Origin of the sequence: Lactobacillus sp. (genome assembly GCF_051893255.1) — a bacterium.
Taxonomy (GTDB): domain Bacteria; phylum Bacillota; class Bacilli; order Lactobacillales; family Lactobacillaceae; genus Lactobacillus.
The window spans coordinates 1-25,939 of record NZ_JBJFHB010000097.1 but is presented as its reverse complement, the minus strand read 5'-3'; the positions used below and the strand labels follow the sequence as shown (position 1 = coordinate 25,939).

General features: G+C 47.3%; 21 protein-coding genes. 7 read left to right on the top strand and 14 right to left on the bottom strand.

The features are described from left to right. Nucleotides 1–113: 113 nt before the first annotated feature. Both ACI4WN_RS09165 and ACI4WN_RS09160 read right to left on the bottom strand, forming a co-directional pair. Complete coding sequence (locus ACI4WN_RS09165; RefSeq protein WP_439777913.1) at nucleotides 114–1,895, bottom strand: ABC transporter ATP-binding protein; 1,782 nt, start codon at nucleotides 1,893–1,895, stop codon at nucleotides 114–116. Next, a complete protein-coding gene (locus tag ACI4WN_RS09160) occupies nucleotides 1,888–3,618 on the bottom strand; it encodes an ABC transporter ATP-binding protein (protein ID WP_439777912.1) in 1,731 nt (576 codons plus the stop codon). The genes ACI4WN_RS09165 and ACI4WN_RS09160 overlap by 8 nt, the downstream gene beginning before the upstream one ends. A 383-nt stretch (nucleotides 3,619–4,001) precedes the next feature. On the opposite strand from ACI4WN_RS09160, the gene ACI4WN_RS09155 reads away from it, so the two are divergent. Then, complete coding sequence (locus ACI4WN_RS09155) at nucleotides 4,002–4,898, top strand: LysR family transcriptional regulator (RefSeq protein ID WP_439777911.1); 897 nt, start codon at nucleotides 4,002–4,004, stop codon at nucleotides 4,896–4,898. Nucleotides 4,899–4,941: 43 nt separating this feature from the next. Here ACI4WN_RS09155 and ACI4WN_RS09150 read toward each other — a convergent pair whose 3' ends face one another. Next, the gene (locus ACI4WN_RS09150; protein ID WP_439777910.1) at nucleotides 4,942–5,778 is read right to left on the bottom strand and encodes a hypothetical protein; all 837 of its coding nucleotides are present in this window, start codon (nucleotides 5,776–5,778) and stop codon (nucleotides 4,942–4,944) included. A gap of 262 nt (nucleotides 5,779–6,040) precedes the next feature. Here ACI4WN_RS09150 and ACI4WN_RS09145 point away from each other — a divergent pair, with 262 nt between their 5' ends. Further along, nucleotides 6,041–6,628 carry a phosphatase PAP2 family protein gene (locus tag ACI4WN_RS09145; RefSeq protein ID WP_439777909.1) on the top strand — a complete coding sequence of 196 codons (588 nt, stop codon included), beginning with the start codon at nucleotides 6,041–6,043 and terminating at the stop codon, nucleotides 6,626–6,628. 94 nt (nucleotides 6,629–6,722) lie between these two features. On the opposite strand, the gene ACI4WN_RS09140 is transcribed toward ACI4WN_RS09145, so the two are convergent. Continuing rightward, the gene (locus tag ACI4WN_RS09140; RefSeq protein ID WP_439777908.1) at nucleotides 6,723–7,562 is read right to left on the bottom strand and encodes a DegV family protein; all 840 of its coding nucleotides are present in this window, start codon (nucleotides 7,560–7,562) and stop codon (nucleotides 6,723–6,725) included. Nucleotides 7,563–7,844: 282 nt separating this feature from the next. Here ACI4WN_RS09140 and eno point away from each other — a divergent pair, with 282 nt between their 5' ends. Beyond that, on the top strand, nucleotides 7,845–9,122 hold the full coding sequence (eno, locus tag ACI4WN_RS09135; protein WP_439777907.1) for a phosphopyruvate hydratase: 1,278 nt from the start codon (nucleotides 7,845–7,847) through the stop codon (nucleotides 9,120–9,122). 80 nt (nucleotides 9,123–9,202) lie between these two features. Here eno and ACI4WN_RS09130 read toward each other — a convergent pair whose 3' ends face one another. Next, nucleotides 9,203–9,799, bottom strand: a complete 597-nt coding sequence (locus ACI4WN_RS09130) for a DUF4230 domain-containing protein (protein WP_439777906.1) — start codon at nucleotides 9,797–9,799, stop codon at nucleotides 9,203–9,205. Nucleotides 9,800–10,359: 560 nt separating this feature from the next. On the opposite strand from ACI4WN_RS09130, the gene ACI4WN_RS09125 reads away from it, so the two are divergent. After that, nucleotides 10,360–11,100, top strand: a complete 741-nt coding sequence (locus tag ACI4WN_RS09125) for an amino acid ABC transporter ATP-binding protein (protein WP_439777905.1) — start codon at nucleotides 10,360–10,362, stop codon at nucleotides 11,098–11,100. A 14-nt stretch (nucleotides 11,101–11,114) separates the two neighbouring features. Beyond that, nucleotides 11,115–12,620: an ABC transporter substrate-binding protein/permease gene (locus ACI4WN_RS09120; protein WP_439777904.1), complete on the top strand. Its 1,506-nt coding sequence runs from the start codon at nucleotides 11,115–11,117 to the stop codon at nucleotides 12,618–12,620. A gap of 67 nt (nucleotides 12,621–12,687) precedes the next feature. On the opposite strand, the gene ACI4WN_RS09115 is transcribed toward ACI4WN_RS09120, so the two are convergent. Then, a complete protein-coding gene (locus ACI4WN_RS09115; protein WP_439777903.1) occupies nucleotides 12,688–13,326 on the bottom strand; it encodes a hypothetical protein in 639 nt (212 codons plus the stop codon). Nucleotides 13,327–13,378: 52 nt separating this feature from the next. Further along, complete coding sequence (locus ACI4WN_RS09110) at nucleotides 13,379–14,224, bottom strand: LysR family transcriptional regulator (protein WP_439777902.1); 846 nt, start codon at nucleotides 14,222–14,224, stop codon at nucleotides 13,379–13,381. Between the two features lie 119 nt (nucleotides 14,225–14,343). Here ACI4WN_RS09110 and ACI4WN_RS09105 point away from each other — a divergent pair, with 119 nt between their 5' ends. After that, complete coding sequence (locus ACI4WN_RS09105) at nucleotides 14,344–16,608, top strand: HAD-IC family P-type ATPase (RefSeq protein WP_439777901.1); 2,265 nt, start codon at nucleotides 14,344–14,346, stop codon at nucleotides 16,606–16,608. Nucleotides 16,609–16,669: 61 nt separating this feature from the next. Here the strand turns inward: ACI4WN_RS09105 and ACI4WN_RS09100 are convergent, their stop codons facing one another. The 3 genes from ACI4WN_RS09100 to ACI4WN_RS09090 all read right to left on the bottom strand — a co-directional run bounded on the left by ACI4WN_RS09100 (nucleotide 16,670) and on the right by ACI4WN_RS09090 (nucleotide 20,021). Beyond that, on the bottom strand, nucleotides 16,670–17,794 hold the full coding sequence (locus tag ACI4WN_RS09100; RefSeq protein WP_439777900.1) for an AI-2E family transporter: 1,125 nt from the start codon (nucleotides 17,792–17,794) through the stop codon (nucleotides 16,670–16,672). 165 nt (nucleotides 17,795–17,959) lie between these two features. Continuing rightward, complete coding sequence (locus ACI4WN_RS09095; protein ID WP_439777899.1) at nucleotides 17,960–18,985, bottom strand: branched-chain amino acid aminotransferase; 1,026 nt, start codon at nucleotides 18,983–18,985, stop codon at nucleotides 17,960–17,962. A gap of 148 nt (nucleotides 18,986–19,133) precedes the next feature. After that, nucleotides 19,134–20,021 (bottom strand): cation diffusion facilitator family transporter, encoded by an 888-nt coding sequence (locus tag ACI4WN_RS09090; protein ID WP_439777898.1) that lies wholly within the window; start codon nucleotides 20,019–20,021, stop codon nucleotides 19,134–19,136. 197 nt (nucleotides 20,022–20,218) lie between these two features. On the opposite strand from ACI4WN_RS09090, the gene ACI4WN_RS09085 reads away from it, so the two are divergent. After that, nucleotides 20,219–20,518 (top strand): ArsR/SmtB family transcription factor, encoded by a 300-nt coding sequence (locus ACI4WN_RS09085; protein ID WP_439777897.1) that lies wholly within the window; start codon nucleotides 20,219–20,221, stop codon nucleotides 20,516–20,518. A gap of 50 nt (nucleotides 20,519–20,568) precedes the next feature. Here ACI4WN_RS09085 and ACI4WN_RS09080 read toward each other — a convergent pair whose 3' ends face one another. The 4 genes from ACI4WN_RS09080 to lepA are packed head-to-tail and all read right to left on the bottom strand — an operon-like array spanning nucleotide 20,569 to nucleotide 25,894. Beyond that, nucleotides 20,569–21,096, bottom strand: a complete 528-nt coding sequence (locus tag ACI4WN_RS09080; RefSeq protein ID WP_008459915.1) for an adenine phosphoribosyltransferase — start codon at nucleotides 21,094–21,096, stop codon at nucleotides 20,569–20,571. Continuing rightward, entirely contained in the window at nucleotides 21,097–23,361 is a 2,265-nt protein-coding gene (gene recJ, locus ACI4WN_RS09075; protein WP_439777896.1) for a single-stranded-DNA-specific exonuclease RecJ, read from the bottom strand. After that, the gene (locus tag ACI4WN_RS09070) at nucleotides 23,358–24,056 is read right to left on the bottom strand and encodes a class A sortase (RefSeq protein ID WP_439777895.1); all 699 of its coding nucleotides are present in this window, start codon (nucleotides 24,054–24,056) and stop codon (nucleotides 23,358–23,360) included. Before ACI4WN_RS09070 ends, recJ begins: the two co-directional genes overlap by 4 nt. Continuing rightward, nucleotides 24,056–25,894: a translation elongation factor 4 gene (lepA, locus tag ACI4WN_RS09065; protein ID WP_279201359.1), complete on the bottom strand. Its 1,839-nt coding sequence runs from the start codon at nucleotides 25,892–25,894 to the stop codon at nucleotides 24,056–24,058. The genes ACI4WN_RS09070 and lepA overlap by 1 nt, the downstream gene beginning before the upstream one ends. Between the last annotated feature and the right edge of the window lie 45 nt (nucleotides 25,895–25,939).

Below are 25,939 nucleotides of genomic sequence, written 5' to 3'. Positions count from 1 at the left end.
TTCTAACTTTGTAAAGCTTAATTTTAAAGCTGTTCTTTCATTATTTTAGCATAAAAGCAATAGGATCACCTACTTTTTCGGTGATCCTATCAGAAAATATTAAGTTAGAGCTTTTAAGCCAATTTAGCAAACTGACTGTTGTAAAGCTTGTAGTAAAAGCCTTTTTTAGCGAGCAAGTCTTCGTGCTGGCCCCGCTCAATGATCTGGCCATCCTTCATCACTAAGATTAAGTCACTATTGACGATTGTCGATAAGCGGTGGGCAACCACAAAGCTGGTCCGCCCTTCCATCAGCTTGTCAAAAGCCTTCTGGATCAGCATTTCGGTTCTGGTGTCAATGGAGCTGGTGGCTTCATCTAAAATCAGCATTGGCGGCTTGACCAGCATGACCCGGGTAATGCAGAGGAGCTGCTTTTGCCCGGCACTCAGACTATCAGCCAAGAGCTCGGTATCAAGGCCTTTAGGCAGGCGCTTGATAAAGTCCCAGCTGCGGGCTTCTTTGGCGGCTTCAATGATTTCTTCATCAGTTGCATCTTCCTTGCCAAAGGCAATGTTGTCTCTGACTGTGCCTTCTTCCAGCCAGGTATCCTGCAAGACCATGCCAAACTTTTCCCGCAAAGATGGCCGATTTACGCTGTAAATGCTTTGGTCATCAATCAAAATATCGCCCTGCTGGGCATCGTAAAAGCGCATCAAGAGGTTGATCGTCGTCGTTTTCCCGCAGCCAGTCGGCCCAACCAAGGCGATCCGCATCCCCTTTTTGGCAGTCAGGTCAAAGTCCCGAATTAACGGCTTATCAGGCGTATAGGCAAAGTCAACATGGTCTAACTTGACGGTCCCAGCTGTCAAGTTCAGATCCGGCTTCTTTTCTTGGCCAGTTAAGCTGATTGCATCCACTTCCGGTTCTCTTTCAATCAATTCAAAGACCCGGCTGGCGCAAGCCGCGGCATTTTGCAGTTCGGTCACGACAGAACTGATGTCGTTAAAAGGCTTCATGTACTGGTTGGCATAGTTAAGAAGCGCACTAAGCCCCCCAACCGTGAGGCGCCCGCCAATAATGGCTAAGGCACCGGCTAAGGCCACCAAGGCGTAGATCAAGGAATTGATAAAACGGGTAGCCGGGTTGGTCAAGCTTGAGAAAAAGGTTGCTTTTTGACTGTATTCTTGCAGCTGCTGGTTGATTTTGGCAAAACGCTTAGAGGCCCTTTGTTCATAGCCAAAAGCCTTAACTACCTTGACCCCGCCCACCATCTCTTCGATGAGGGCGGTCTGCGTGCCGCGGGTTTGGCTTTGAAGGCGGAACATCTGGTAAGAGTGTCCTGCGATAAAGTGAGCTACCACGAAACTGAGCGGCGTCAGCAAGATGACCAAGAAGGTAATCAAGACCGACTTGGAAAACATGAAGACCAAGGTTGCAAAAATGGTCACGATCCCGGTAAAAAGCTGAGAAAAGCCTAAAAGCAGCCCATCTGACAACTGGTCAGTATCGGCAATAATCCGGGAAACAATGTCGCCGCTTGAGTGGCTGTCCAGGTATGACAAAGGCAAGACTTGGATTTGCCGGATTGCTCTTTGCCGGATGTCTTGCACTGTTTGGTAGGTCAGCTTGTTGTTGATCAACCCCATGACCCAAGAAGCCGCAGCTGACAGGGCGATCAAAACGGCAATCTGGCCTAAATAGCCAGTGATTTTGGCAAAGTCTACCTTGCCAGTGCCCACAATCTGGTCAATGGCATTCCCAAAAACGATTGGAACATAAAGCTGGAGCAAAACGGACACGCCAGCCAAGAGGATGCTGAAAAAGAGCAGCAAGCGGTAGCGGCTGATGAATTTCAAGACCTTGCCTATCGCCTGCCAGCTTTGGGCATTGCTTTGCTTTACTTTTTGCTTAGCCATTATTCACCCTCCTTTTTTTAGGAAACTGTGAGTAGTAGATTTCCTGGTAAACGGGATTTGTCTTCAAAAGTTCTTCATGTGTCCCTTGACCGGCCAATTGGCCATCGTCTAAGACCAAGATCTGGTCAGCCTGCATGACTGAACTGGCTCTTTGCGAGACCAGGATAGTGGTTGGCTTAGGATCCAGCTTAGCCAGACTTTGCCGCAGCTTGGCAGACGTGGCTAAGTCTAGCGCACTGTCACTGTCATCTAAAAGCAGGATACCGGCTTTTTTGACTAAAGCCCGAGCGATGGTCAGGCGCTGCTTTTGCCCGCCAGACAAATTCCGCCCTTCTTGTTCGAGTTCAAAGTCCAGGCCGCCCTCTTTGCCGGAAACAAAGTCCGCGGCTTGCGCTGCTTTTAATGCTTCCCATAAATCGTCATCGCTCGCTTGGCTATTCCCATATAAAAGATTGTCTCTAATCGTCCCTTTAAATAGCTGAGCTTTTTGCGGCACCAGGGCAAACTGAGCAAGCAGGTCTGCCTTGCTATAATCTTGGACCTTTTTTCCGCCTAAAAAAATGCTGCCGCTGGTCACGTCATAAAAGCGGGTCAAGAGGTTGATTAAGCTAGTCTTCCCGCTCCCGGTCCCGCCGATGATGCCGACCGTTTCTCCCGGCTTAACTGAAAAAGTAATGTTGCTCAAGCTGGGAGCACCAGCGCCGGGATAGCTAAAGCTGGCATTGTTAACCGCTAGAGAATTGTCGAGCGGCTTAACACCCGCATCTGGGTAAGTCAGGTCGTTTTCAACGGCCAAAACTTGGCCAACCCGGTCCCCGCAGGCCCAGGCTCGGTTGATGGTGATGATCAAGCTGGCTAACTTGATTAGCTCTACGATCATTTGGGCGAGGTAGTTATAAAGCGCAACTACCTGTCCTTGCGCCATCTGCCCTTGATTCACTTCCTGCCCGCCAAACCAGATCAAGGCAATCATAGCCAGGTTGATCATGACATAGGTAATCGGGTTTAAGGCAACTGACAGGCGGCCGACAAATTCGTTCAGCTTGGTCATGGCCGTCAGCTTGGCATCAAACTTGGCAACCTCGCTCTTTTCCTTGCGGAAGGCCCGAATGACGCGGACGCCAGTTAGGTTTTCCGTTGTAAGGCGAGTAATTTCGTCTAAGCTTTTTTGCACCTTGCGGTATAAGGGGATGCTGACCAGCATGATGCCAAAAACCACTAGCGCTAAGAGCGGTACGGCTACTAAGAAGATCAAGGCTGCTTTGACATTGATCAAAAAAGCCGCGATCATGGAGCCAAAAACGATAAAGGGGCTCCGTAAAAGCAAGCGCAGCGCCATGTTGCAGCCGGTTTGCACCTGGTTGATGTCGCTGGTCAAGCGGGTAATCAGGCTGCTTGGCGACAGCTGGTCAATTTTGGCAAAGCTGAGGCTTTCAACCTTATCAAAGGTGACCTGTCTAAGCTTCGTCGCCAAGCCAACGCTGGCTTTGGCCGCAAACCACTGGGCCGTGATGCTGGCCGTAATTCCCAAAAAGGCCAGTAAAAATAACAAGCCTACTTGACCGTAGATATATGGCCGGTTATGGGTCTTAATCCCCTGGTCAATGATCCGGGCGACGACAACTGGCACAAATAAATCAAATAAAGCTTCCAAAAGCTTAAAAAGTGGTGCCAATATGCTTTCTTTGCGATAGTCGCCTAGATACTTAAAAACATATTTCATCTAGTTACCTCTTTCTGTCAGGGTATGCTTCACAATTTTATCATATTATATTCCTAGTTATTCCATCAATTTATCAAATTATAAAAATCATTAAATTTTTCCAGGATTTCCAGTTTTTTGCTTGCAATTTAGCTAATTTCGCAATAAAGTTTAGTCATAGTATCAATTCTAAATCTGACTTACAAGATAATCTTTTCCGTTAGTTTAGGTTACCAAGATGCAAGTATAAAACGAATTCACCGATTTTTGCCAGATTTTATCATTTTTTTAATAACAGGTGTTTTTTTTTAGTTAGAATTGATTTATGATTATATTAGAACTGTTTGTTCACTTTGCATGTTGATAAAACATTTCAATCTTTTTAGAATGAGGAGCTTACTACCTTGAGAATCGAACACTTAGAAATTTTTGTCAGCGCTGCTGAAACGCAGAGCTTCACAAAAACTGCTCAGAACATGAACATGTCTCAGCCAGCCGTTTCTTTGGCAATTTCATCAATTGAAAAGCAGCTTGGCTACCAATTATTTAGCAGATCCCGCCGCAGAATGCTGCTGACCCCAGCAGGCCGGTCCCTGTACAACAGCATTAAGAGTGGCTTAAACAACTACCGGACTGCCGTAACCAAGGCTAAGCGCATTGCCCTGTCAGAAGGGCAAGTCACAATTAGAATCGGGCTCAACGGCAACTTGGCTGAGCAAATCATTTTGCCGCGTCTAGTTCGGGAATACCGGGAAACCCACCAAAACGTTAACATCGAATTTTATGTTGATGACAATGCCCGTCTTTTTGACAAGCTGTTTACCCACGACCTGGATCTAGTTTTGTCAACGCCTGAAGCCATGCCAAAATACCCAATCTTCAACACAACCGACGTGGCTAAACTGAAGTGGTGCGTTCTGGTGCCAACTGGCTCATCATTAGCTGAAAGAGACGAATTGACGGACGAAGACTTAAACGGCAGCGACCTGGTCTTCTTGGATCTCAGCTGCTCTTCACCGCTTGTAACCTTGATGCAAGACAAGGTTGAACAAGAATGCAAGGACAGCCGGATCTTCTTTGCCAACAATGTCGTCGCTCAAGCCATGATGGTCATGGCCCACCAAGGCATCGCTATTCAGCCATACGTTGGCAAGTTGAGCAATGACAATTTCGCTGACTTAAAGCGAATTCCATTCATTACTGAATTGTCTTCAAACGTCAGCTTCATTACCGCTCAAGACAGCGACAACCAAGATATCGTAGACCTCTTGAGCTGGATCAAGGGGCAAGATTTAGTCTAATAAACAAGATATGCTCAAAAAAAGCAGCCGATTGGCTGCTTTTTCATTTGAACTCGATGTAATTGCGGCTGCACTTGGCCAGCAGATTATGCAAATCCCCGATCTTCCAGCACTTTTTATCGATTTCGTCGGCAAATTCTTGATAAAAAGAATCTGAACACAGATCGATGATCTTGCTGTCGGCTTCTTGGTAAAGCTGGTACAAATCGACCCCTTTTAAAGAAGTGACAATATCAGAACGCTGGTAGGCTGGGTCAGTTAACAGGTTCTTTTGCCGGCTAGTCTTTAATTGGCAGCCCCACATGCTGGCTCTTTGCCGCAGCAATTCTAAACAAGCTGCATTTAAGGTAATTGCATCCTGTAAAAGAGTCCAGGCACTGCCCTTTCTGGCTGGCAGCGGCGTTTCAAAGGCGTAGCGGCGGTCCAGGGTCAAGAAATGTCCCATCTCCTGACTGCAGTCAAAGCGGCGCATCTGGTGCAGGCTGACCAGGTCGAGAGGCCGGTTTCTTAAGGAAAAAAAGCTAAAGTAGGCATATGAGCCAAAAGCCTGAACGTGCTGACCAGTAACGTTCAAAAGCCGGGAAAGAAACTTCTTGATGGTCAATTCCCGGTCGGGTGCGGTCTTATAGGCCTGATAAAAAAGACTGCGGGTGGTCATTTTTTCTAATAAAATTACCCCTTCTTCTTGATCAAAGACCACGGTCTGGTATTTATCCTGGATCGGCTTTAGCTGGCAGTCAAAGGCAAACAAGGTGCTGGGCTTGATCCGGTAGCTATTATCAATGGTAACCTTCTCTTCTAACGCTTCATTCGCCAATAAATCTGGCAAAAGCTCTCGCTTGATCACCTGCTTAGCCATCATCTTGATCGTTTTCTTCATTGCGCTTTTTTCTCCTATCATCACAAGGCTTTTGTAAAAATATGTATCGACCACTCCCAAGTCCAGATATTTTTTCAGCCTCCATTAATTTAACAAATCTTTTCTAAAATAGCAAGCGGTTTCATCAAGAAAAGGTCACACATTTGTGTCCGCTTTCTTGCAGGTTGCTTTTCTTCTCTGGGACGTGTAAAATATTTCCGGTAATACCGAACTTTTACGCTAGGTTAACTCCTGGCTTTGAATAGCAAAAGGACGAGAAAACTTGCGAATTGATATTATCTCATTAATTATCTCTGGTTTCGTCTTGCTGTGGCTGATCCTCAACATTCTTTTTTCACCAAGCTTCAACCGCTTCGATCAGGCCCTGCACCAGAAATTAGTAAAAACGCAGAAAAACATTTTTTGGAAAATCATTGCCTTTGTCAACGAGCCCAAATTAGTCATCGTCTGGGATGTCCTCTTGGCAGGCCTTCTCTTAAATGACGGCAACTATCCATTAGCCCTGTGGACCTTGGTAACCTTAGGCTTCACCGATGGGGCTGGCTTTGTCATCAAGCACATCGTGAAGAGAAACCGCCCCCACGCCCACCTGTCTGAAGAAGAAGGATACAGCTTCCCTAGTGGCCACGTTTTAGGTGCAACGACCATGTGCCTCATCTTGTACGCCCTCCTTCGCCGGGTCTTGCCAGAATATTTCGGCATTTTCCTGATAGTCTACTGGCTCTTTGTAGTTATCTCTCGCTTAAACCTGCGGGCCCACTACCCTTCAGATGTCTTAGGGGCTGTTGCCTTATCGGTCTTTTGCTTCACGGTCGTTCAAAGCATCTACGCCGCCCTCTTTTTACAATAGAGAAAAATTGAGTAGAACATAGCATAAAAGATAGAAAATAGAAAAAGTAAAACGTCCAAGAATCATCTTGGACGTTTTTTTACACTATTAAACTCTACGCATTAACAAAAGCCACCATCAAGCCGCCGCGTTCTGCATAAAAAGAGCACAGGCCCCGCATCGGGCGAATAGTGATCTTGGCATCTGGATACTTTTCCAAAATCAGCTCTTTGAGCTTTTCGGCATCTGCCAGGTTTTCACATTCATCGATGATTACCCGGCCGCCTTGGTACTTGTTTTCTTCCATTTGCTTTACCAGCTCTTTGAGGGCCTTTTTCATCCCGCGGGCCTTGGTCAGCGGCTTTAAGTCACCGTCAACGCTGGCCGTCCCGATCAAGTTGATCTTGAGCAGGCCCGCCACCTTGGCCACGGCTGGGGACACCCGGCCATTTAAGGAAAGATTTCTCAAAGATTGTAACAAAAAGAGCAAACTCGTTTTGGTCCGGTATTCAGCAATCTTGCTTTCTAGGTCAGCAAAGCGCAGCTTCGGGTCTTGCAGCATCTCTTCGATGCCTTCGATGATCAGCTCCAGCTCTGGCCCTGCCGACCGGGAGTCAACCACAATAATCTTGGCCAGGGGGTGACTTTCCAGGTAGATATCTCTAGCTTGCAAAGCTGAAGAATAAGTTCCCGACATGCCACTGGTAATGGTCACGATAATGGCTTGCTCAGCCCCGTCTAAAGCGTCCAGCCAGCGCTGGATGCTGGGTGCGGCGGTCTTACCCGCTTCTTGGTTGACCTCCATCTTGGTTAAAAAGTCGCTGATATTTAAATTTTCATCGTCAAGCAGGTTCTCTTCGCCAAAAGTCAAAGTCAATGGTACTACCTCTAAATTGCGGGCAGGGTCTGACAAGGTGTTGGCGCTTGAGTCCACGATTAGTCTAACATTTTCCATTTTATTCAATCCTCACTTTGCTATCAGCTCATGATCCTCTGCCTCTATTTTAACAGTTTTTGCTGACAAAAAGGCATCTTTAACGAACCGCTTCCAGGCATTTTTGTCAAATCTTTTTCTTAGAAAGTAAAATAAGCGTAAAAAAGCGTTTTTGGAATCACTTTCAAAAAATACGCTGTTTACGGATTCACAAACTTATACTATAATGAACTTGTAAATAATTACAGAGCGTATGCTCTTGCTGGTAGCAAACTACTAGCGTATTTTAAGGAGGATTTTTTAATGACCAAGGTTGTTATTGAAAACGTTCATGCTAGAGAAATCTTTGACTCACGTGGTAACCCAACTGTTGAAGTTGAAGTAACTTTGTCAAACGGCATTGTTGGCCGCGCTGAAGTTCCATCAGGTGCTTCAACTGGTGAAAACGAAGCTGTTGAATTGCGTGACGGTGGTTCACGTTTGGGCGGCAAGGGCGTTATGAAGGCTGTTAACAACGTTAACACTGCTATCAACAACGAACTGCAAGGTGCTGACCCATTCAACCAACCAGCTATCGACAAGGCTATGATCGAACTTGACGGTACTCCAAACAAGGGTAAGTTGGGCGCCAACGCTATCTTGGGTACTTCAATGGCTACTGCTGTAGCAGCTGCTAAGGCTACCCACCAACCTCTTTACCGTTACCTTGGCGGTACTGACTTGTCAATGCCTCAAACTTTCCACAACGTTATCAACGGTGGTGAACACGCTGACAACGGCATCGACATCCAAGAATTCATGATCACTCCAGTTAAGAAGACTTCATTCCGTGACGGCTTCGAAAAGATCGTTAACACTTACCACACCTTGAAGAAGGTTTTGGAAGAAAAGGGTTACGAAACTGGCTTGGGTGACGAAGGTGGTTTCGCACCTAACATGAAGGACTCAGAAGAAGCTTTGCGTGCATTGCACGAAGCCATCGAACGTGCTGGTTACGTTCCAGGTGAAGACATCGCTATCGCCTGCGACTGTGCTGCTTCATACTACTACAACAAGGAAGACGGCAAGTACCACCTGGAAGGCAAGGTTCTTGACGGTGACCAATTGGCAGAATACTACGACAAGTTGCTCGCAGAATTCCCAGAATTGATCTCAATGGAAGACCCATACGACGAAAACGACACTGAAGGTATGGTTAAGTTCACTCAAAGCCACAAGGACCGTCTGCAAATCGTTCTTGACGACTTTATCTGCACCAACCCACGTTTGTTGGAAAAGGCTATCAAGGAAGGCGCAGGTAACGCTTCATTGATCAAGCTGAACCAAATTGGTACTGTAACTGAAACTTTGGAAACTATCCGGATTTCACGTCAACACGGTTACAACACTATGATTTCTCACCGTTCAGGTGAAACTGGTGACACCTTCATCGCTGACTTCGCAGTTGCTACTAACGGTGGCCAATTGAAGACTGGTGCTCCAGCTCGTTCAGAACGTGTTGAAAAGTACAACCAATTGCTTAGAATCGAAGAACAACTTGGCGACGGCGAACGCCTTGACTTCTTCCCAGCTCAAGACTAATTTAATTAGTTATTGAACTAAAAAAAGACTTGCATCTGCAAGTCTTTTTTTATGCCCTTTTTTGACATTGCTTCTTTTGCTTAATTGCTAGAAGCGGTTTGAATTACCAGCTTTTTGCCATCTAACTGCCCTTTTAAGAGCTGCTTGACCACTTTCTTGGCATTTTGGTTAGCCTTCTTGGTAATTCCAGCATTCTGCGCCACCTTGGTTGCCTTCTTCAAGGCAACAGCTTCTGCATCCGTTACATCTTCTTTCTTGTTCCAGTTAAACAAAGCGTAGCTCTGGTCATAGAACTTGATGGAAGAAGCATCAATGGCCTTAGACAAGATTTGCGCTTTGGGCAAGGTTACGGTCACCTGCTGGTCGCTAACCTTGATCTTCATCTGCTTGACCTTGATGCCAGCCTTAAAGTTGGCCGTATAGACCATGGTAAAGCCCTTCTTGGTAATAAAGGGAATTTGTCCTTGCGAAACTTTGTAAAGCCCCGTATACGTGTATTTTTCCGTTGACAGTTCAGCGATATCTTCCAGCTTAGCCGAAACCGTCGCTACCGTCACCTGCTCTTTACTTGGCCTTGGCAGGTGCTGACCGATCACCACCCCAATGGTCAAGACCAAGGCAATCACAACAACTGTAATCGCCTGGTGGACAATCCCGCTTCTTTTGATCTTTTTCAAAAAAATTCATCTCCTAGCTGTTATTGGCCCCTAATGATAGCAAGTAGAAATAATTTTTGCAAGAATTTGCCCGTCTCCTTTTTAGAATCTTAAGTCTTTAGGGCTTATCTGTTTATTTTTTAACGGATAATGCATAAATGATAAATATCCAATGCTTTTACACCTATTTTGCCTTATTTTCATGAAAATTGTATTTTCTCTTGCATTTTTGCCTTTTTCAAGCTAAAATGAAAAATAAATAAAAGAACACATCAAATTTCTTATTTTTTATTTTTTCCTTAAACAGATTGGAGCAAATTACAATGAGGACTAGGAGCAACAGACAAAGCTAAAGATCATCTCTTCGATGGTGCTTTAGCAGTCAATTCGCAAACATCGTTAATTAGGCACTGCTACCTAGCGACTTGTCTGTCTAATCAGTCACTCTTTTATCCAGTAATACGCTTATATAGTCTATCTAGTCTTATTAACTTTATTACAGAATTTAAAAGTACTCTTTCTAATTAGCCAAACAGCTTGCCAGAGTCAGCTTTGCCTTAGATCAGAGAAAAGGATCACACATGAACAAGATCATCGAGGTTAAGCACTTAAAGAAGAACTACGGCGATAAAGAAGTCCTAAAGGACATCAACGCCGTTATTGAAAAAGGCAAGGTAATTACGGTTATCGGACCATCTGGTTCCGGGAAGAGTACTTTTTTGCGTTGTCTGAACTTACTGGAAAAGCCAACCAGTGGCCAGGTTATTTTTGAAGGGACGGAATTAACCGACTTAAAAGAAGAACAGCTTGACGACCTGCGGCAAAAGATGGGCATGGTCTTCCAAAGCTTCAACTTGTTCCCAAACATGAGCGTCATTGAAAACATCAAATTGGCACCAATGAAGGTCAAGGGGATGGATGATGCGTCTGCTACCAAATTAGCTCATGAGCTCTTGCAAAAGGTTGGCTTAGACGACTTTGCCGACCACGCCCCAGCTAGTTTATCTGGTGGCCAGCAGCAGCGTGTGGCTATTGCCCGGGCCCTAGCCATGAATCCCGACATGATGCTCTTTGACGAGCCAACCAGTGCCCTTGACCCGGAAATGGTCGGCGAAGTATTAAAGACCATGCAGGAACTGGCCCAGTCTGGCATGACCATGGTGGTCGTCACCCACGAAATGGGCTTTGCCCGCAAGGTTTCTGATGAGGTTTGGTTTATGGCTGACGGCTACCTGCTAGAAAAAGGCAGCCCCGACGAAGTCTTTGACCACCCACAAAATGACCGTTTGAAAGACTTTTTGAACAAGATCCTAGAAGCATAAACCGAGGCAAGAACATGAAAAAACTCATCAAAATTTTTACCATTATTTTTCTCTTTTTAATGGGGCTGGCAGCCAGCCCCCTCACCTCTTCAGCTGAAGCCGCCAGCAAAAAAGTCGCAGCTGGCACGGTCATGAAGAAGATCAAGAGCTCAGGCAAGATCGTGGTCGGCATGTCCGCTGACTATCCGCCAATGGAATTTACCAAGAACGTCAACGGCAAGAACAAGTTTGTCGGCGTTGACGTGGAACTGGCCAAGCAAATTGCCAAAGACCTAGGCGTCAAGCTGGAAATCAAGAACATGGACTTTGACTCTTTGCTGGTGGCTCTAGAAACTGGCAAGATCGACGTGATCATTTCCGGGATGACCCCAACTAGCGAACGTAAAAAGAGCATCGATTTCTCCAAGATCTACTACGCTGAAAAGTCCGACTACTTCGTCATCAACAAGACCAACAAGGCTAAGTACACTTCTACTAGCTCCTTCAAGGGCAAGACGGTTGGGGCGCAAACTGGTTCTCTTCAATACACTAGCTTGAAGAAGAGCGAAAAGACCTCCGGCATTAAGATTAAAGGCTTGGCCAAGATTTCCAACCTGCTCATGGCTTTAAAGTCTGGCAAGGTTGACGCCGTTTTGCTTGGTGAATTAAACGCCAAGACCTACAAGACTAACGACTCTAGCCTAGCCCTCGTTAAATCCAGCCTCAGCCAAGCCCAAATGGGCAATGCGGTCGGCGTTGCCAAGGGCCAAAGCGACTTGGTTAGCGCCATCAACAAGACCATCAACAAGTGCCAAAAGCAAGACCTCTTTAACAAGAAGTACATCCCAGCTGCTGCCAAGGCCATGAAGTCTGCTTCAAGCAAGAAGTCCAACTCCATGATCAAGTACTCCAGCTACTTCGCTACCGGTCTTGGCTACACCATGATCATCACCATCTGCTCCATCACGATCGGTTTGATCCTGGGCGTGATCTTCGCTTTGATGCGTTTGTCCAACAACCCAATCCTGCACGCCATTGCTGTTGTTTACATTGAATTCCTCCGCGGGACCCCGCAAATGGTTCAAGTCATGTTTGTCTATTTCGGCGTGGGGATGCTGATCAAGAACATGCCAGCCCTGGCTGCCGGGATTATCGCCATTGGGCTTAACTCTGGGGCCTACGTGGCTGAAGACATCCGGTCCGGGATCAATTCTGTTGACCCAGGTCAAACCGAAGCAGCACGTTCTCTGGGGCTCTCTAAGGCCAAAACTTACCGCTACGTTGTCTTCCCGCAAGCCTTAAAGAACATCTGGCCAGCTCTGGGCAACGAATTCATTACCCTAACCAAGGACAGCTCACTGGTCTCAGTAATCGGGGTTGGTGAATTGATGTACGAAACTGGTTTGGTACAAACCGCTACCTACCGGGGCGTCATGCCGCTGTTCATCACCATGTGCATCTACTTCGTAGTCACCTTTATCTTGACCCGGCTTCTGAACTACTTCGAAAAGAAAATGAACCTGACTAGTGCTCGTAGCTAATTGCAATTAGCCAATCTAGGAAAAAATAAGCAAAAAAAGATCGTTAGCAAATCTAACGATCTTTTTTCTATTCAGATAATTCTCGACTAACTTGCTCTTGGTACCAGATTAAGATGGCATTGGCCACATCCGTCCGGTTGACCTCTTGAACGCGGCTTTCCCCAACATCAATGATTGGTGGCAAATCATGGTCACTGGCCTCTGAATTAATTAAATCTAGGCGCTGGCGCAAATAATCGTGGATCCGGCTTCTTCTTTGGTCCAGATCGCCAAATTTTTGCCGGTAGTCTTCCCCGCTTAAGTCATGCTGCCATTTTTCCCGCCACAACTGGAAGCTTAGCACGATCTGGGCATAGGCTGCCATGTTCTTTTTTAAATCGGCTACTAGATCTGGATAAAAGTCAGGATCTTCATCAGGTGCCACTCTTAACTGCTCTAGAGCCTCAGCATTGATCTGATAAATTACTTTTCCTCTCCCGGATTGGGCTAAGGCATCATCGGTCAATTGGGCAAGGAGACGCAAATAGGCCTCTTTTACCTCTGCCTTACTACCTTCTTGTCCATCTTTCAAAAAGCCAAGCTCTTGCAGTTTAGCCCCTACACTATCCCATGTATTTTCATCTTCATTGTTGCTGCCTGCTTTTTCCAGCATCCCCTGAATGTCTAGAATAAGGTTAATTTCTTCGATTCGCGTCAGTTTTGTCATTGTTTTTCCAGCTTTCTTTTTAATTTTTACTTTCCATTATCCCATTAACAAATTACTGCCGGTAAAGATCAATGATATCGCTCATCAAAGGCGTCAAAACCTGGTCTTTCAGCCAAACCAGTTCCAGCTGGGTGTGCCAAGCCGGAATCGCCAATTCTCTCACCTTCCCTTGGGCGTAGGCCTGGGCAATGGAAGCTGGCACCAGCGCCACGCCCAGCCCCTGGTCGCTCCAGCGGATCGCGGTTCTTGAATCATCGCTTTTAACCGCAAAATGGGGCGTGAGTCCCGCCTGGTTAAAAGTCTCGGTAAACAGATTCTCAAAGCGGCGGTAGATCACCAAGGGGTATTCAGCTAATTTTCCCAAGTTAAGATCTTCTGGCAAATCCCTCTGACTGACCGCCACCATCGGCTCATCCAGCAGCTTGGCGCTGTTTAGCTTGGTCCGGTTAAAAGGCGTCCGAATGATTGCTAGGTCCAGCAAGCGGTCTTCTAATTTGTCCAAAATGCCGTAGGTATTGTCCTCATAGATATCAAAGGACAAGCCCGGATGATCCTTAGCAAAAGCAACCAGCTTTTGGGACGGCAATATGCCAATTGAGGACGACACCGATCCTAATTTGATTGTACCCCTTTTTCCGCTTTCAATATCATCTAATTCGGTCCGGGCATTTTTGGCCAACAGTAAAATCTGGCTGGCATAGGCGTAAAACTTCTTCCCAGCTGGGGTCAACTCAATGCCGTGGGGCTTTCTGATCAAAAGCCGGGCCCCTATTTCTTCTTCTAGCTGCCGCAACTGGTAGCTGAGGGCCGGTTGGCCCAGGTAGAGTCTTTTGGCGGCAGCGGTAATCTGCCCTTCTTCAGCCACGATGGTAAAGTATTTTAGCTGCTTAAAATTCATCTTAACTATGATCCTCAGATATCAAACTTTTTGTTATCTCTAATCATAAATCAGTATTTTCTTAATAGCAAGAAAACGGGTAAGATAGATAATGATGAAAGCAGAGAGGAAGTTTAATTATGAAGAAAAAAGTAGCAGGCTTAAGCCAAAAAGAAGCCCAAAAGCGGCTGAACCAGTACGGCTTAAACCAGGTGCCAGAAGTGCCCTTCAGCTTCTGGAAGGAATTTGCCGGCAAGCTTTGGAACCTCAGCGCCTGGATTTTGGAGGCAGCACTTTTGCTTGAGTGCCTTTTGGGCAAGTGGATCCAGTCTGGCTTTGTCTTATTGATGCTGCTGTTTGCGGCATATAATGGTGCCAGCCAGAAAAAGAAATCTCGCAAGGTCCTCAGTCAAATCTCTCAAGAACTGACTCCGCAGGTCGCTGTCTGCCGGGATGGCAACTGGCAAAAGCTGGATTCCAAGTACCTGGTGCCTGGCGACTTGGTCAGCCTGAAGCGCGGCGATATTTTAGCAGCAGACGCCCAAATCTTAGACGGCAAACTAACCTTAGATGAATCCTCCATCACAGGTGAAGCCGATGCCATCAAAAAAGCTAAAAATGACACGGCCTTTGCCGGGACAACTGTCTTAGACGGTGAAGCCTTGGCCACGGTCACTGCTACGGGGACCCATTCCAGAAGCGGGCAAACCATCAACCTGATCAACAATTCAGCAGCTCCTGGCCACTTGCAGCAGCTTTTGACCAAGATCATCTACTACCTCTGCCTTTTAAGCGGAGTCTTGACCCTGATCTTGCTAATCGCAGCTGTTATCCGCGGGGAAAACATCCTGGAAATGCTGCCTTTCCTAGCTATGATGTTTATTGCTTCTATCCCAGTGGCCATGCCGTCCACTTTTGCCCTGTCCAACTCCTTTGAGGCAACTCGCCTGTCAAAAGAAGGGGTCTTGACCAGTGACTTGACCGGGATCCAGGATGCAGCCAACCTGAACTTGCTTTTACTCGACAAGACCGGGACCATCACCGAAAACAAGACAGCAGTATCTTCTTTTACCAATTTTTCTCAAGAAAGTGACGAAGAAATTCTCGCCCTGACTGGTCTAGCCCTAGACTTACGGAATTCTTCCATCATCGACCAGGCTCTTGGCGACTATTTAAAGCAAAAGCAGATCCAGATAGCAGCGCCTGATGTTTTTACCGCCTTCACTTCTAGCAAGGGCTATTCCGAAACTGAAAAAAATGGGCAAAACATCAAGCTCGGTTCTCTGAAGATCCTCAGTCAGATCGACCCCAACTTAAGGGAAAAAGCCAAACAGATCGATCTCACAACTGGACGCTCTGTTGCCCTCTTGGTCAACAACCAGTTAGCCGGAATTTTTATCACTAAAGACCAAATCAGGTCTGATTCAAAAATGGCCCTTGCCGAAATTCGCCGCCGGGGGATCCAGCCCATCATGCTGACCGGGGACAACCAGAAAACTGCTGAAGCCGTTGCCAGCGAAGTCGGCTTACAGGGGCAAGTCATTGCCTACAGCAACTTCAGCAAAGACCTGGATCCCCAAAAGCTGGCTGGCATCGCCGAAGTCTTGCCCGAAGACAAGCTGGACATGGTCAAGCACTTCCAGGAAATGGGCTACATCGTGGGCATGACCGGGGACGGGGTGAATGACTCCCCAGCCTTAAAGCAAGCTGAAGTCGGCATCGCCGTCTCAAACGCCGCTGACGTTGCCAAAAAGAGCTCCAAGATGGTTTTATTAGATGATGGTCTCTCCCCCATTGTCAAGATCTTAGACGCCGGTCACCGGGTGTATGAGCGGATGACCACCTGGTCCTTGACCAAGCTGGCCAGAACGGCGGAATTAACCATGCTCTTGACCATTGCTTACCTGGTCTTTGGCTACCTGCCGATGGCCCTAAACGCCATGGTCATCTACACCATCATGAACAATATGGTAACGATGATGATCGGGACCGACAACACCCACATCAGCTACCAGCCAGAAAACTGGAATATGGCCAAACTGGCTAAAATTGCCTTCTCCCTGGCCTTGGCCTGGACCATCATCGCCTTCCTCTTTGTCAGCGGGTTGACCAAGAACGGCGTCAGCCACGACCACATTTCGACCATGGTCTACGTCTTCATGGTGGCCAGCGCCATGCTGATTGTTCTGATTACCCGGACGAAGAAATTCTTCTGGCAATCCGCCCCCTCAAAATTGGTGGCCAGCGTCCAGATTGCTGATATTGCTCTGACCTGCTTCTTAGCCATCTGCGGCATCGCCATGGCCCAGATCAGCCTGCAAGAGCTAGCTTTAACTCTGCTGGTTGCACTTATCGGAGCCATCTTGATTGACCTGGTCTACCAGCCAGCAATCAATCACATCTAATTCGTTTTTTACCAAAACCAAAAAATCCTGCTAGCTAAACTAGCAGAATTTTGTTTCTTACTTAACTTGGATTCTTGGCAGAAATTTTTTCTTTATAAGCGACCAACCGCTCAAATTCCGTCTTTAACAGCGCCCCAAGTGGAACGGCGATCAGCATCCCGACAAAGCCGCCCATGGCCCCGCCGGCGATTACGCAGGCAATGACATAGAGAGGGTGGATATGAATGGCGTTGCTCAGCAGCTTTGGATTAATCAAGTTGCCATCGATCCCCTGGATGACCAGCAAAATAATCATGCCGGCAAGCAAGGCCGTCCAGTTTTGATTAAGCAGGCAAGACAAAATGACCATCCCGTAGCCCAAGATTGGCCCAAAATATGGAATCAAGTTGCCGACCCCCGTCACCATCCCAATCAGCAGGCCATAAGGCACCTTGGCGATCAGCATGGCTAGGCTGACCAAGACGCCCACGATGAAGGCATCGATAATCTGCCCCCGGATGTAGCCGGAAAAAGCACTGTCCGCATCGGCCAAAAAGACCTTCACGCCTTTCACCAATTTCGGACTAAAGAGTGCCACGAAGTTCTTTTTCCAGTAGCCGGCAATCCGGTGGCCATCGTACAAGAAGTAAATGGCGAAAATGAGGCCAAAGAAGAAGTCGCTCAAAAAGCTGGTAACCTTGCCCACGCTGGCTTGCAGGTAGTTAACCACGCCGCTGGTTGACAAGCCCTGCTTGTTCAGATAATTCATAATCTCGTTAATAAAGGAGCTGTACTGGCTCTGCAGCTGAGCGTAAATATTTTCTATGCTTTTCACATTAATATTGCTCAGCTGCTTGGAAAAGGTCACGTAGATCGCCACCAAAGCTAAGACCAAGACCAAAAATAAGGACAGCAGGGTTAAGGCCACGGCCAGCGATCTTGATCCGGTCGCAATCGCCCCCTGGCTTTTTCCTTTGGACAGCTTTTGATCAAAAAAGTTGGTCAAGGGCAGCAAAAGATAAGTCAAAACCAAGCCATAGGTGAGCGGCGTCGCAATCGCCCCTAAAATCTTTCCAAGGCGCACCCAAAAGCCGGTTGATTCATAGCACAAGAGCAAGATGGCCAGCCCCAGCAAAACCGTCCCCAAGGCGTACAGGGAGACTTTGGCATATTTGCGGTCAAAATGATTCCAAAATTGATTCTTCATTCAATCCCTCTTTTCACTTTTTCTTTGTCTTTCATCATCTTTTTAGATTCGATTTCTCAAAAGATCTTGCATACTATTATAGCAATCTTTGGCAAAAGAAAAAGCAGACAATTATGTCTGCTTTTTCTAACTTTTTAGAAATTACTAGATCCTTGAGACAGAATCTTACAATACGTGGTGAATCCAGCCGGCAGGGCCTTCGATTTCTCCGTTTTGGATGCCAGTCAAGGTGTTGTACAGTTCTTCCATGTACTTGCCTGGCTTTTCCATCCCGGATGGGAAGTCGATGACTTGGTCGCCGTTGACCACGCGGCCAACTGGTGACAATACGGCTGCCGTACCAACTAAGGCACATTCCTTGAAGGAAGGAAGTTCGTCGAAGCGAACCTTTCTTTCTTCTACAGTCAAGTTCAGGTAGTTTTCAGCCAAGTATACGAGAGAACGTCTAGTGATTGATGGCAAAATTGAATTGGATTTAGGAACAACCAAGTGGTCGTTTTGGTCAATAAAGATAATGTTTGAGCCGCCAGTTTCTTCAATGTAAGTTTGAGTAGCTGGGTCCAGGTACATGTTTTCAGCAAAGCCGGCTTGGTGGGCAGTTACGGTTGCCTTCAAACTCATGGCATAGTTCAAAGCTGCCTTAACGTGACCAGTCCCGCGAGGAGCAGCACGGTCATATTGCGCTACTTGAACGGCAACTGGAGTAGCCCCGCCCTTGTAGTATGGGCCAACTGGGGTGGTGAAGATTCTGAACATGTAGTCTTGCGCTGGCGCAACGCCGATGATTGGCGTAGTACCGATTTCGTAAGGTCTGATGTACAGGGATGCACCTGAACCGTATGGTGGAACCCAGTCTACGTTAGCCTTAACAACTTCGTCGATGGCTTCAACGAACTTGTCCTTTGGGTAAGGTTCCATTTCGATTCTCTTTGCTGAGTTGTACATTCTTTCAGCGTTTTGGTCTGGACGGAAGACAACAACGGAGCCATCCTTCCAGGTATATGCCTTCATCCCTTCAAAGACTTGTTGTGCGTATTGCAGGGTTTCAGCACATTCATTTAAAACAACGTTAGGGTCGCTTACCAGCTTGCCGCCTTCCCAAGCACCATCGTGGAAATAGTCCACGTATCGCTTGTCGGTTTGGTGATAGCCAAAGCCGATATTTGCCCAATCAAGATCTTTCTTAGCCATAGGTCTTACCTCCTAAAAAATTCAATCACTAATTTATAGAAGTAACTATAATACTCTTTTTAGGTCTTTGCAAGTAGTTTTTAAAAAGATTTTCATTTTGCGTTTATTTTCTTAATTTTCAAAAGAAAAAAGGCCTTTCGGCCTTATTTTAGTTCTCTTTGTCGCTGGAAATCAAGTCTTCATCCATCCCCCGGCCGCATTCGGCTTGCAGGGTCACGTGGTTGATGCCAAATTCCGTCTTTAAGCGGTCCGCAATTTCCTGACTGAGCTCTTCGATGCGCTTGGCGGACAAGTCCGGATCGACGTTCATGTGGGCGTCCAGCATGATGGTGTCATCGCTGTAGCGCCAAACGTGCAGGTGATGGAGTCTCTTAACTTCTTTGAAGGATAAAACTGCCCCTTCAATGGCTTTTAAGTCCAAATCTGGGTTAGCTTCCATCAAGACGTCTGCTGAGTCCTTAGTGACCTCAATCGCCTCTTTAAAGAGCATGACAGAAGCTGCTAAAGTCAAGATGGGGTCAATCAGGTTCCACTTGAAGTAGTAAATTACCAAAGAACCCGCCACAACGGCTACGCTAGACAAGGTGTCAGACAACATGTTTAAAAAGAGTGCCCGGGCATTGAGACTCTTTTTAGCACCGCGCATCAAGATCAGCATGGAAAAAAGATTGCCTGCTAAGCCAACCAGGGAGATGGCAAACATCAACTTCCCTTCGATCACTTCAGGCTTAGAAAAGCGCTGGATGGCTTCTACAAACAAGTAGGCACTGATCAAGACCAGAATCACGCCATTGGTATAGGCAGCTAAGGTTTCAGCCCGCTTGTAGCCAAAAGTCTTTGATTCATTTTTCCGTTTTTTGGCAATCAGATTAGCCACGTAGGCTAAAACGATCGAGGCGACGTCAGTCAGGTTGTGCACCGCATCGGACAAGAGGGCTAGGGATCCTGATAAAAAGCCGCCCACGAATTCAGCCGCCGTCACGGCGACGTTTAAGATCGTCACCCACATGTAGCTTTTGGTTGATTTGTCATTCATTGTTACTTCCATCTCCTTTTTTCAAGTTGAATTAGATTAAATAGATAAAAAATACGTACCATCAAAACTATATATCTCTTTTGGTATGTTCTTTACTAGTAGTATATATCCGAAGCGGAATATAGTCAAGTCTTTTTACCTTATTTTGCGTTATAATTAAGTATAGAAATAAAGACGAAATTGGAAGTGAAGAAACGATGGACCACAACTACTTAATCGCTGAGGCTGCCCGCCTCTTTAAGATCCTAGGCAACAGCCTGCGCATTCATATCTTGATTTACCTCAGGCAAAATGGCGAAAGCCCGGTTAGCGACCTAGTCACCCACCTCGAAGCCTCCCAGCCTGTCGTCTCTAAGCAGCTCGGGATTTTGAGCAAGGCCGAATTTGTCCAAAAAAGACGCGATGGCAACTTTATCTACTATTCCATCAATGACCCCGACATCATTGAAATCATTGATGCCATGACCGAACACATTGAGCATACCAAAAAGCAGTAACCAGCTGGTTACTGCTTTTTTCGTAGTATTTCTTTTTCTTGCTTGTTTAATTAAGCACCTTCGTATTGAACCAAGGAGAAGATGTCAACATCTGGGAACTTTTCCCGGCCCTTGAGGTCAGTTAATTCGATGTAGAAGGCTGCACCAACGACTTCCCCGCCAAGGCGTTCAATCAATTCCTTAGTTGCGTGCAAGGTGCCGGCAGTGGCCATCAAGTCGTCGCAAATTACGACCTTTTGACCAGGCTTAATGGCATCCTTGTGCATTTCCAAAACGTTTGAGCCGTATTCCAGGTCGTAAGCAGCTGCTTCAACTTCTCTTGGCAGCTTGTGAGGCTTACGGGCTGGTACAAAGCCGATGCCCAATTCAATGGCAACTGGGGTCCCTACCAAAAAGCCACGTGCTTCTGGCCCAACGATCACGTCAGCGTGACGGCTCTTAGCGTATTCTGCGATTTCGTGGGTAGCAGCCGCAAAAACTTCCCCGTTTTGCAAGATTGGGGTGATGTCTCTAAAGATGATCCCTTCGTTAGGGAAGTCCTTGACACTGGCAATATACTTCTTATAATCGATTGACATTTAAAATCCTCCATTCGCTAAGCTTTCCGCATAGCGCAACAATTCATTTGAAGAGATTGTTCGTAATTTATTGACGAAAGCATACTCTGCTTTCACTGACCGATAATAGGCCGAATCTTCTAGAGATTTCTTAGCAGGGCTTTGCTCTGGAACCAATCTGTCCTCTTTCATTTTAACAAAATCCAGCGTAAAAAACACCCTCAAGATGAAAAGGAGACTATCCGGATCCAAACCAATTCTTGCGCTCGCTTTCACGTAATCATTCGGCTTTTCTCCTGGATGCTGGACTAGGTATTCCCAGACCTGACCAAAGTCCATCCGGCTTGGCAGACTTTGTCCCGGCAGGCGGTCCAGCTGGAAGCGCAAGAAGAGCTGACGGTACGGCTTTTTCAAAACGTAGTTCAGCTGGGCAGCGTTGGCTGGCACGTCTAAGACAGAAACGATTGCCTGGCTGAGGTCTTCATCGTTTTTGGCCAAGGCAAGCTGGCCATCGGCTAAGCCAAAATGCTCTTTAGCCACTGGAACGTTCTTTTCATCGAAAAGCAGGTACTTGTCGGCAAAGCCAAGCAGGCCCTCTTGCCCTCTTAAGTCAACGATATGCGGGACAAAAACCGCTAGGCTTGGACCATACTTCAGGTCAATCACCCGGAACTGGACATTGCTTCGGCCCTTAAAAGTATTAATGACCGGTTTCACCAGGATCTGACTGATAAAAGGCACCGTCGTTTCACTTAAAGGATGGGCAAAATCCACGGCCCGGACCGAGCCCACGTTAAAGCTGGCTCCATTGCGCATCGGACGGAAGCTGGAAATCTTGGGCTGGTCAACCAAAAAGACTGGCTCAGGATTGTCTTGGCCAAAAGGCCCAGCGACTTGCAGGTTATTAACCGCATCTAGGCTTACGTCTTGCGGATTAATCTTCCCGTCGTACTCTTGAACCTTTTCTTCCTTGATCTCCCCTTTTTCAAAGCTGGCATTGAAGTCAGCTCGGAGCTGGGCTACTTGGTCTTCCGTCGTTGACAGGCCGCAGGCAAAGTCATGGCCGCCAAATTGGACGATTGACTGCCCTTCTAGGGGCTTCAAGGCATTAAAGAGGTTGAAGCGGGCGTCAGAGCGGCCAGACCCCTTAACGATCCCGGATTTATTTTTAGTCAGCATCAAGGTTGGCTTATGGTATTTTTCAACGACCTTGTTGGCTACCAGTCCCATAACCCCTTCATGCCAAGACGGGTTATAAAGGGTCAGGGTCGGCTTATCTTGGTAGCCCATTTGTTTGATCTGGGCGTCAGCCTGGTCCATGGTCTGCTGAGTCAGGTCTTTTCTTTTGGTATTCAGCTTTTCCACCTGGTCAGCCAGTTCTTGGGCTTCGCCTGGGCTTTCAGCTAACAGCAGTCTAACCGCTAAAGAAGCGTCTGCCAGACGGCCGCAGGCGTTGAGGCGCGGCGCAATATTAAAGCCCACGTCCTCTTCGTTGATCTGGCCAAAATTAACGCCGGCATTGTTGATCAAGGCGCGCAGGCCGGGCCGGCTGGTCTCGTTTAAAAGCTCTAAGCCCCTTTTGACCAAAACATGCCCTTCGCCCGACACCTTGACCATATCGCCGATGGTCCCAATCATGGCTAATTCCAAAAATTCGCTGGCTGTATCTTCTAAAACGGCCCGGGCGATGGTATAAGCCACTCCCGCCCCGCAATAGTCATCAAAAGGATAGTCCTGACCCGGGTAGTTGCAGTGAACGATGGCATAGGCATCGGGCATCTGGTCTTTAAAGGTGTGGTGGTCGGTCACGATCGTATCCACGCCGTGCTCTTTGGCGTAAGCCACTTCTTCGATCCCGGTAACCCCGTTATCAACGGTAATGATCAAATTGGTGCCGTCTGCCACGATATCCTTGTAGCGGTCAAGGCTAGGTCCGTAGCCATCTTTAAAGCGGTCCGGAATAAAGTAGTGAACGTCAGCCCCCATGATCGACAGCATTTCGGTCATGATGGCAGTTGCCGTGATCCCGTCAGCATCATAGTCGCCGTAGATGGTGATTTTTTCCCCATTATCCAAGGCCTGGTTGATCCGGTCCACAGCCTTATCCATGTCATGCATCAGGTAGGGATCAGCCAAATCTGCTTCTGTTGCATTAAACCAGTAATCGAGCTGTTCAGCCGTATTGATCCCGCGCAAAGAAAACAACTTAGCCGTTAACGGGCTAAGTTGAAATTCTTCAGCTAGATCGCTTGCTAAAGGCGCAGCCTTTCTTTCTTGCCATTTCATTTAGTCTTAAACATCCCCAAGTTTTGCTTGCTTGCCTTCGCGGTCTTGATCAGCTTGCCCCGCAAGGACCAGCGGTTGGTCCCGCCATCAGCACAGGTAATCAAGGTCACGATCTTTTTCTTCGTATTCTTCACTAGCCAAACCGCCGTTGGGTCTACCACCTTCTTGTAGTAGATCTTGTAGGTGTAGACCTTCTTTAAGTCGGTTAAGTAGACTTTAGCGCCAATCTGCACCCGCTCAAGCGGAGAAAAAAGCGCCCCTTTATCGGTCATGTAGTGGCCAGCCAAGGGGTAGTTGCCCTGGCCCATTTTTTGGTCGGCCCGCATAGTGCCGCCGCCCGTTGACAGGGCATCGTTAGACAAACCCTGCATGATTGGCAAATTCAGGTTAACGGAAGGAATAGCAATAATGCCGATTGCGCCAGCCGTGTTTTTTACCCGACTTTTCAAGGTTTCATTGATCCCTAAGGACTTAACCTTGCTAAAGTCATACATGCCCTTTTTCTTTTGGTTGTCGGCAATCTGCTCAGCAGTCAGGCCATTTAAGGCACTGGCTTGATTTTGCTTGACGAAAAAGGCGCTGATCTGGCGGTTGAAAACCAGAGCCAGACCAACTAACAACAGTACAGTTGCGGCAATTCGCAGAAAAATTGCTGACTTGTCGGTCTTTTTCTTTTGTTTTTGCAGTTTAGTCATTACTTGCCCTTGATGTCGTCATCATTCATCCGCAAGACAGCCATAAAGGCATCCTGTGGCACTTCTACCCGGCCAACGGCCTTCATCCGCTTCTTGCCCCGCTTTTGCTTTTCCAAAAGCTTAGCCCGCCGGTCTGGGTCACCGGTATGGATCTTCCAAGTAACGTCTTTCCGGTAAGGCTTGATGGTGGCCCGAGAAATGATCTTGGAACCAATCGCTCCTTGGATGTCCACTTGGAAGTTTTGTCTTGGGATCAGCTTCTTCAAGAGACTAGTCATCTGGACTGCCCGGTCACGGGCTTCTTCTCTGTGGGCAATAAAGCTCAAGGCGTCGATTGGCTCCTTGTTTAAGAGGATGTCGATCTTGACCAGGTTGGTTGCCCGGTAGCCGATAATTTCGTAGTCCAAAGAGGCATAGCCCTTGGTTGAAGACTTCAATTGGTCAAAAAAGTCGTAGATGATTTCGGCCAGCGGCATTTCGTAAATCACGTTAACCCGGTACTTGTCCAGGTAGTCCATAGTCTGGAATTCCCCGCGCTTGCCCTCGCACAGCTGCATGACTGGACCAACGAAGTCGTTAGGCACCATGATCTCGGCCTTCACGTAAGGCTCTTGGAGCTCCTTATATTCACCGGCATCTGGCAGGTCAGCTGGGTTATCGATCAGCTTGACGTCTCCATCAGGCATGATGGCATGGTAGTCAACCGATGGCGCGGTCATGATCAGGTCCAGGTCAAATTCTTGCTCTAAACGTTCTTGGACCACATCCATGTGGAGTAAGCCCAAAAAGCCGCAGCGGAAGCCAAAGCCCAAGGCTTGAGACGTTTCTGGCTCAAATTCCAAAGATGCATCGTTTAATTGCAGCTTTTGCAGGGCTTCTTTTAAGTCATCATAATCCCGGTTGTCAGTTGGGTACATCCCGGAATAAACCATTGGCGGAATCTGCCGGTAGCCTGGCAAGGCTTCTTTAGTCGGGTTAGCGGCAGAGGTGATCGTGTCACCAACCCGGGTTTCCCGAACTGACTTGATGTTGGCGGTAATGTAGCCAACGTCCCCGGCGATCAAGACGTCTTCTTTGACCGGGTGGGGACTAGAGACGCCGACTTCCGTCACTTCATACTTCTTGCCGGTGTTCATGATCATGATCTCGTCACCCGGCTTGACCATGCCTTCTTCAATCCGAACTGACATCACCACCCCGCGGTAGTCGTCATACTTGGAGTCAAAGATGAGGGCCTTAAGCGGTGCTTCCAAGTCGCCAGTTGGGGCTGGAATGTCGGTTACGATTCGCTCCAAAAGCTCCGGAATCCCTTGACCGGTCTTGCCAGAAACTTCAACGGCATCGCTAGCGTCCAAGCCCAGCATGTCGCTGATTTCGCTTTTAGCCATGTCGGGGTCGGCACTTGGCAGGTCGATCTTGTTTAAGACAGGCAGGATTTCTAGGTCGTTTTCCAAGGCCAGGTAGGTGTTAGACAGGGTCTGGGCCTGCACGCCTTGAGAGGCATCAACGACCAAGAGCGCCCCTTCACAGGCCGCTAAAGAACGAGAAACTTCATAAGAAAAGTCGACGTGTCCTGGCGTGTCAATCAAGTGGAAGATGTAGTCTTCCCCATCTTGAGCATGGTATTTCACCTGCACCGAGTTCATCTTGATGGTGATCCCTCTTTGCCGCTCTAAAGGCATATCGTCCAGCATCTGGTTCTTTAATTGTCTTTTTGAAACGGTGTCCGTTAATTCCAAAATCCGGTCAGCAATCGTGGATTTGCCGTGGTCAACGTGGGCCACAATTGAAAAATTGCGGATGTGTTTTTGATATTCTTTTAATTTCTTTAAGTCCATAAATTTATCGCATCCTTACTAAAGTACTAAACAATTATACCCGAA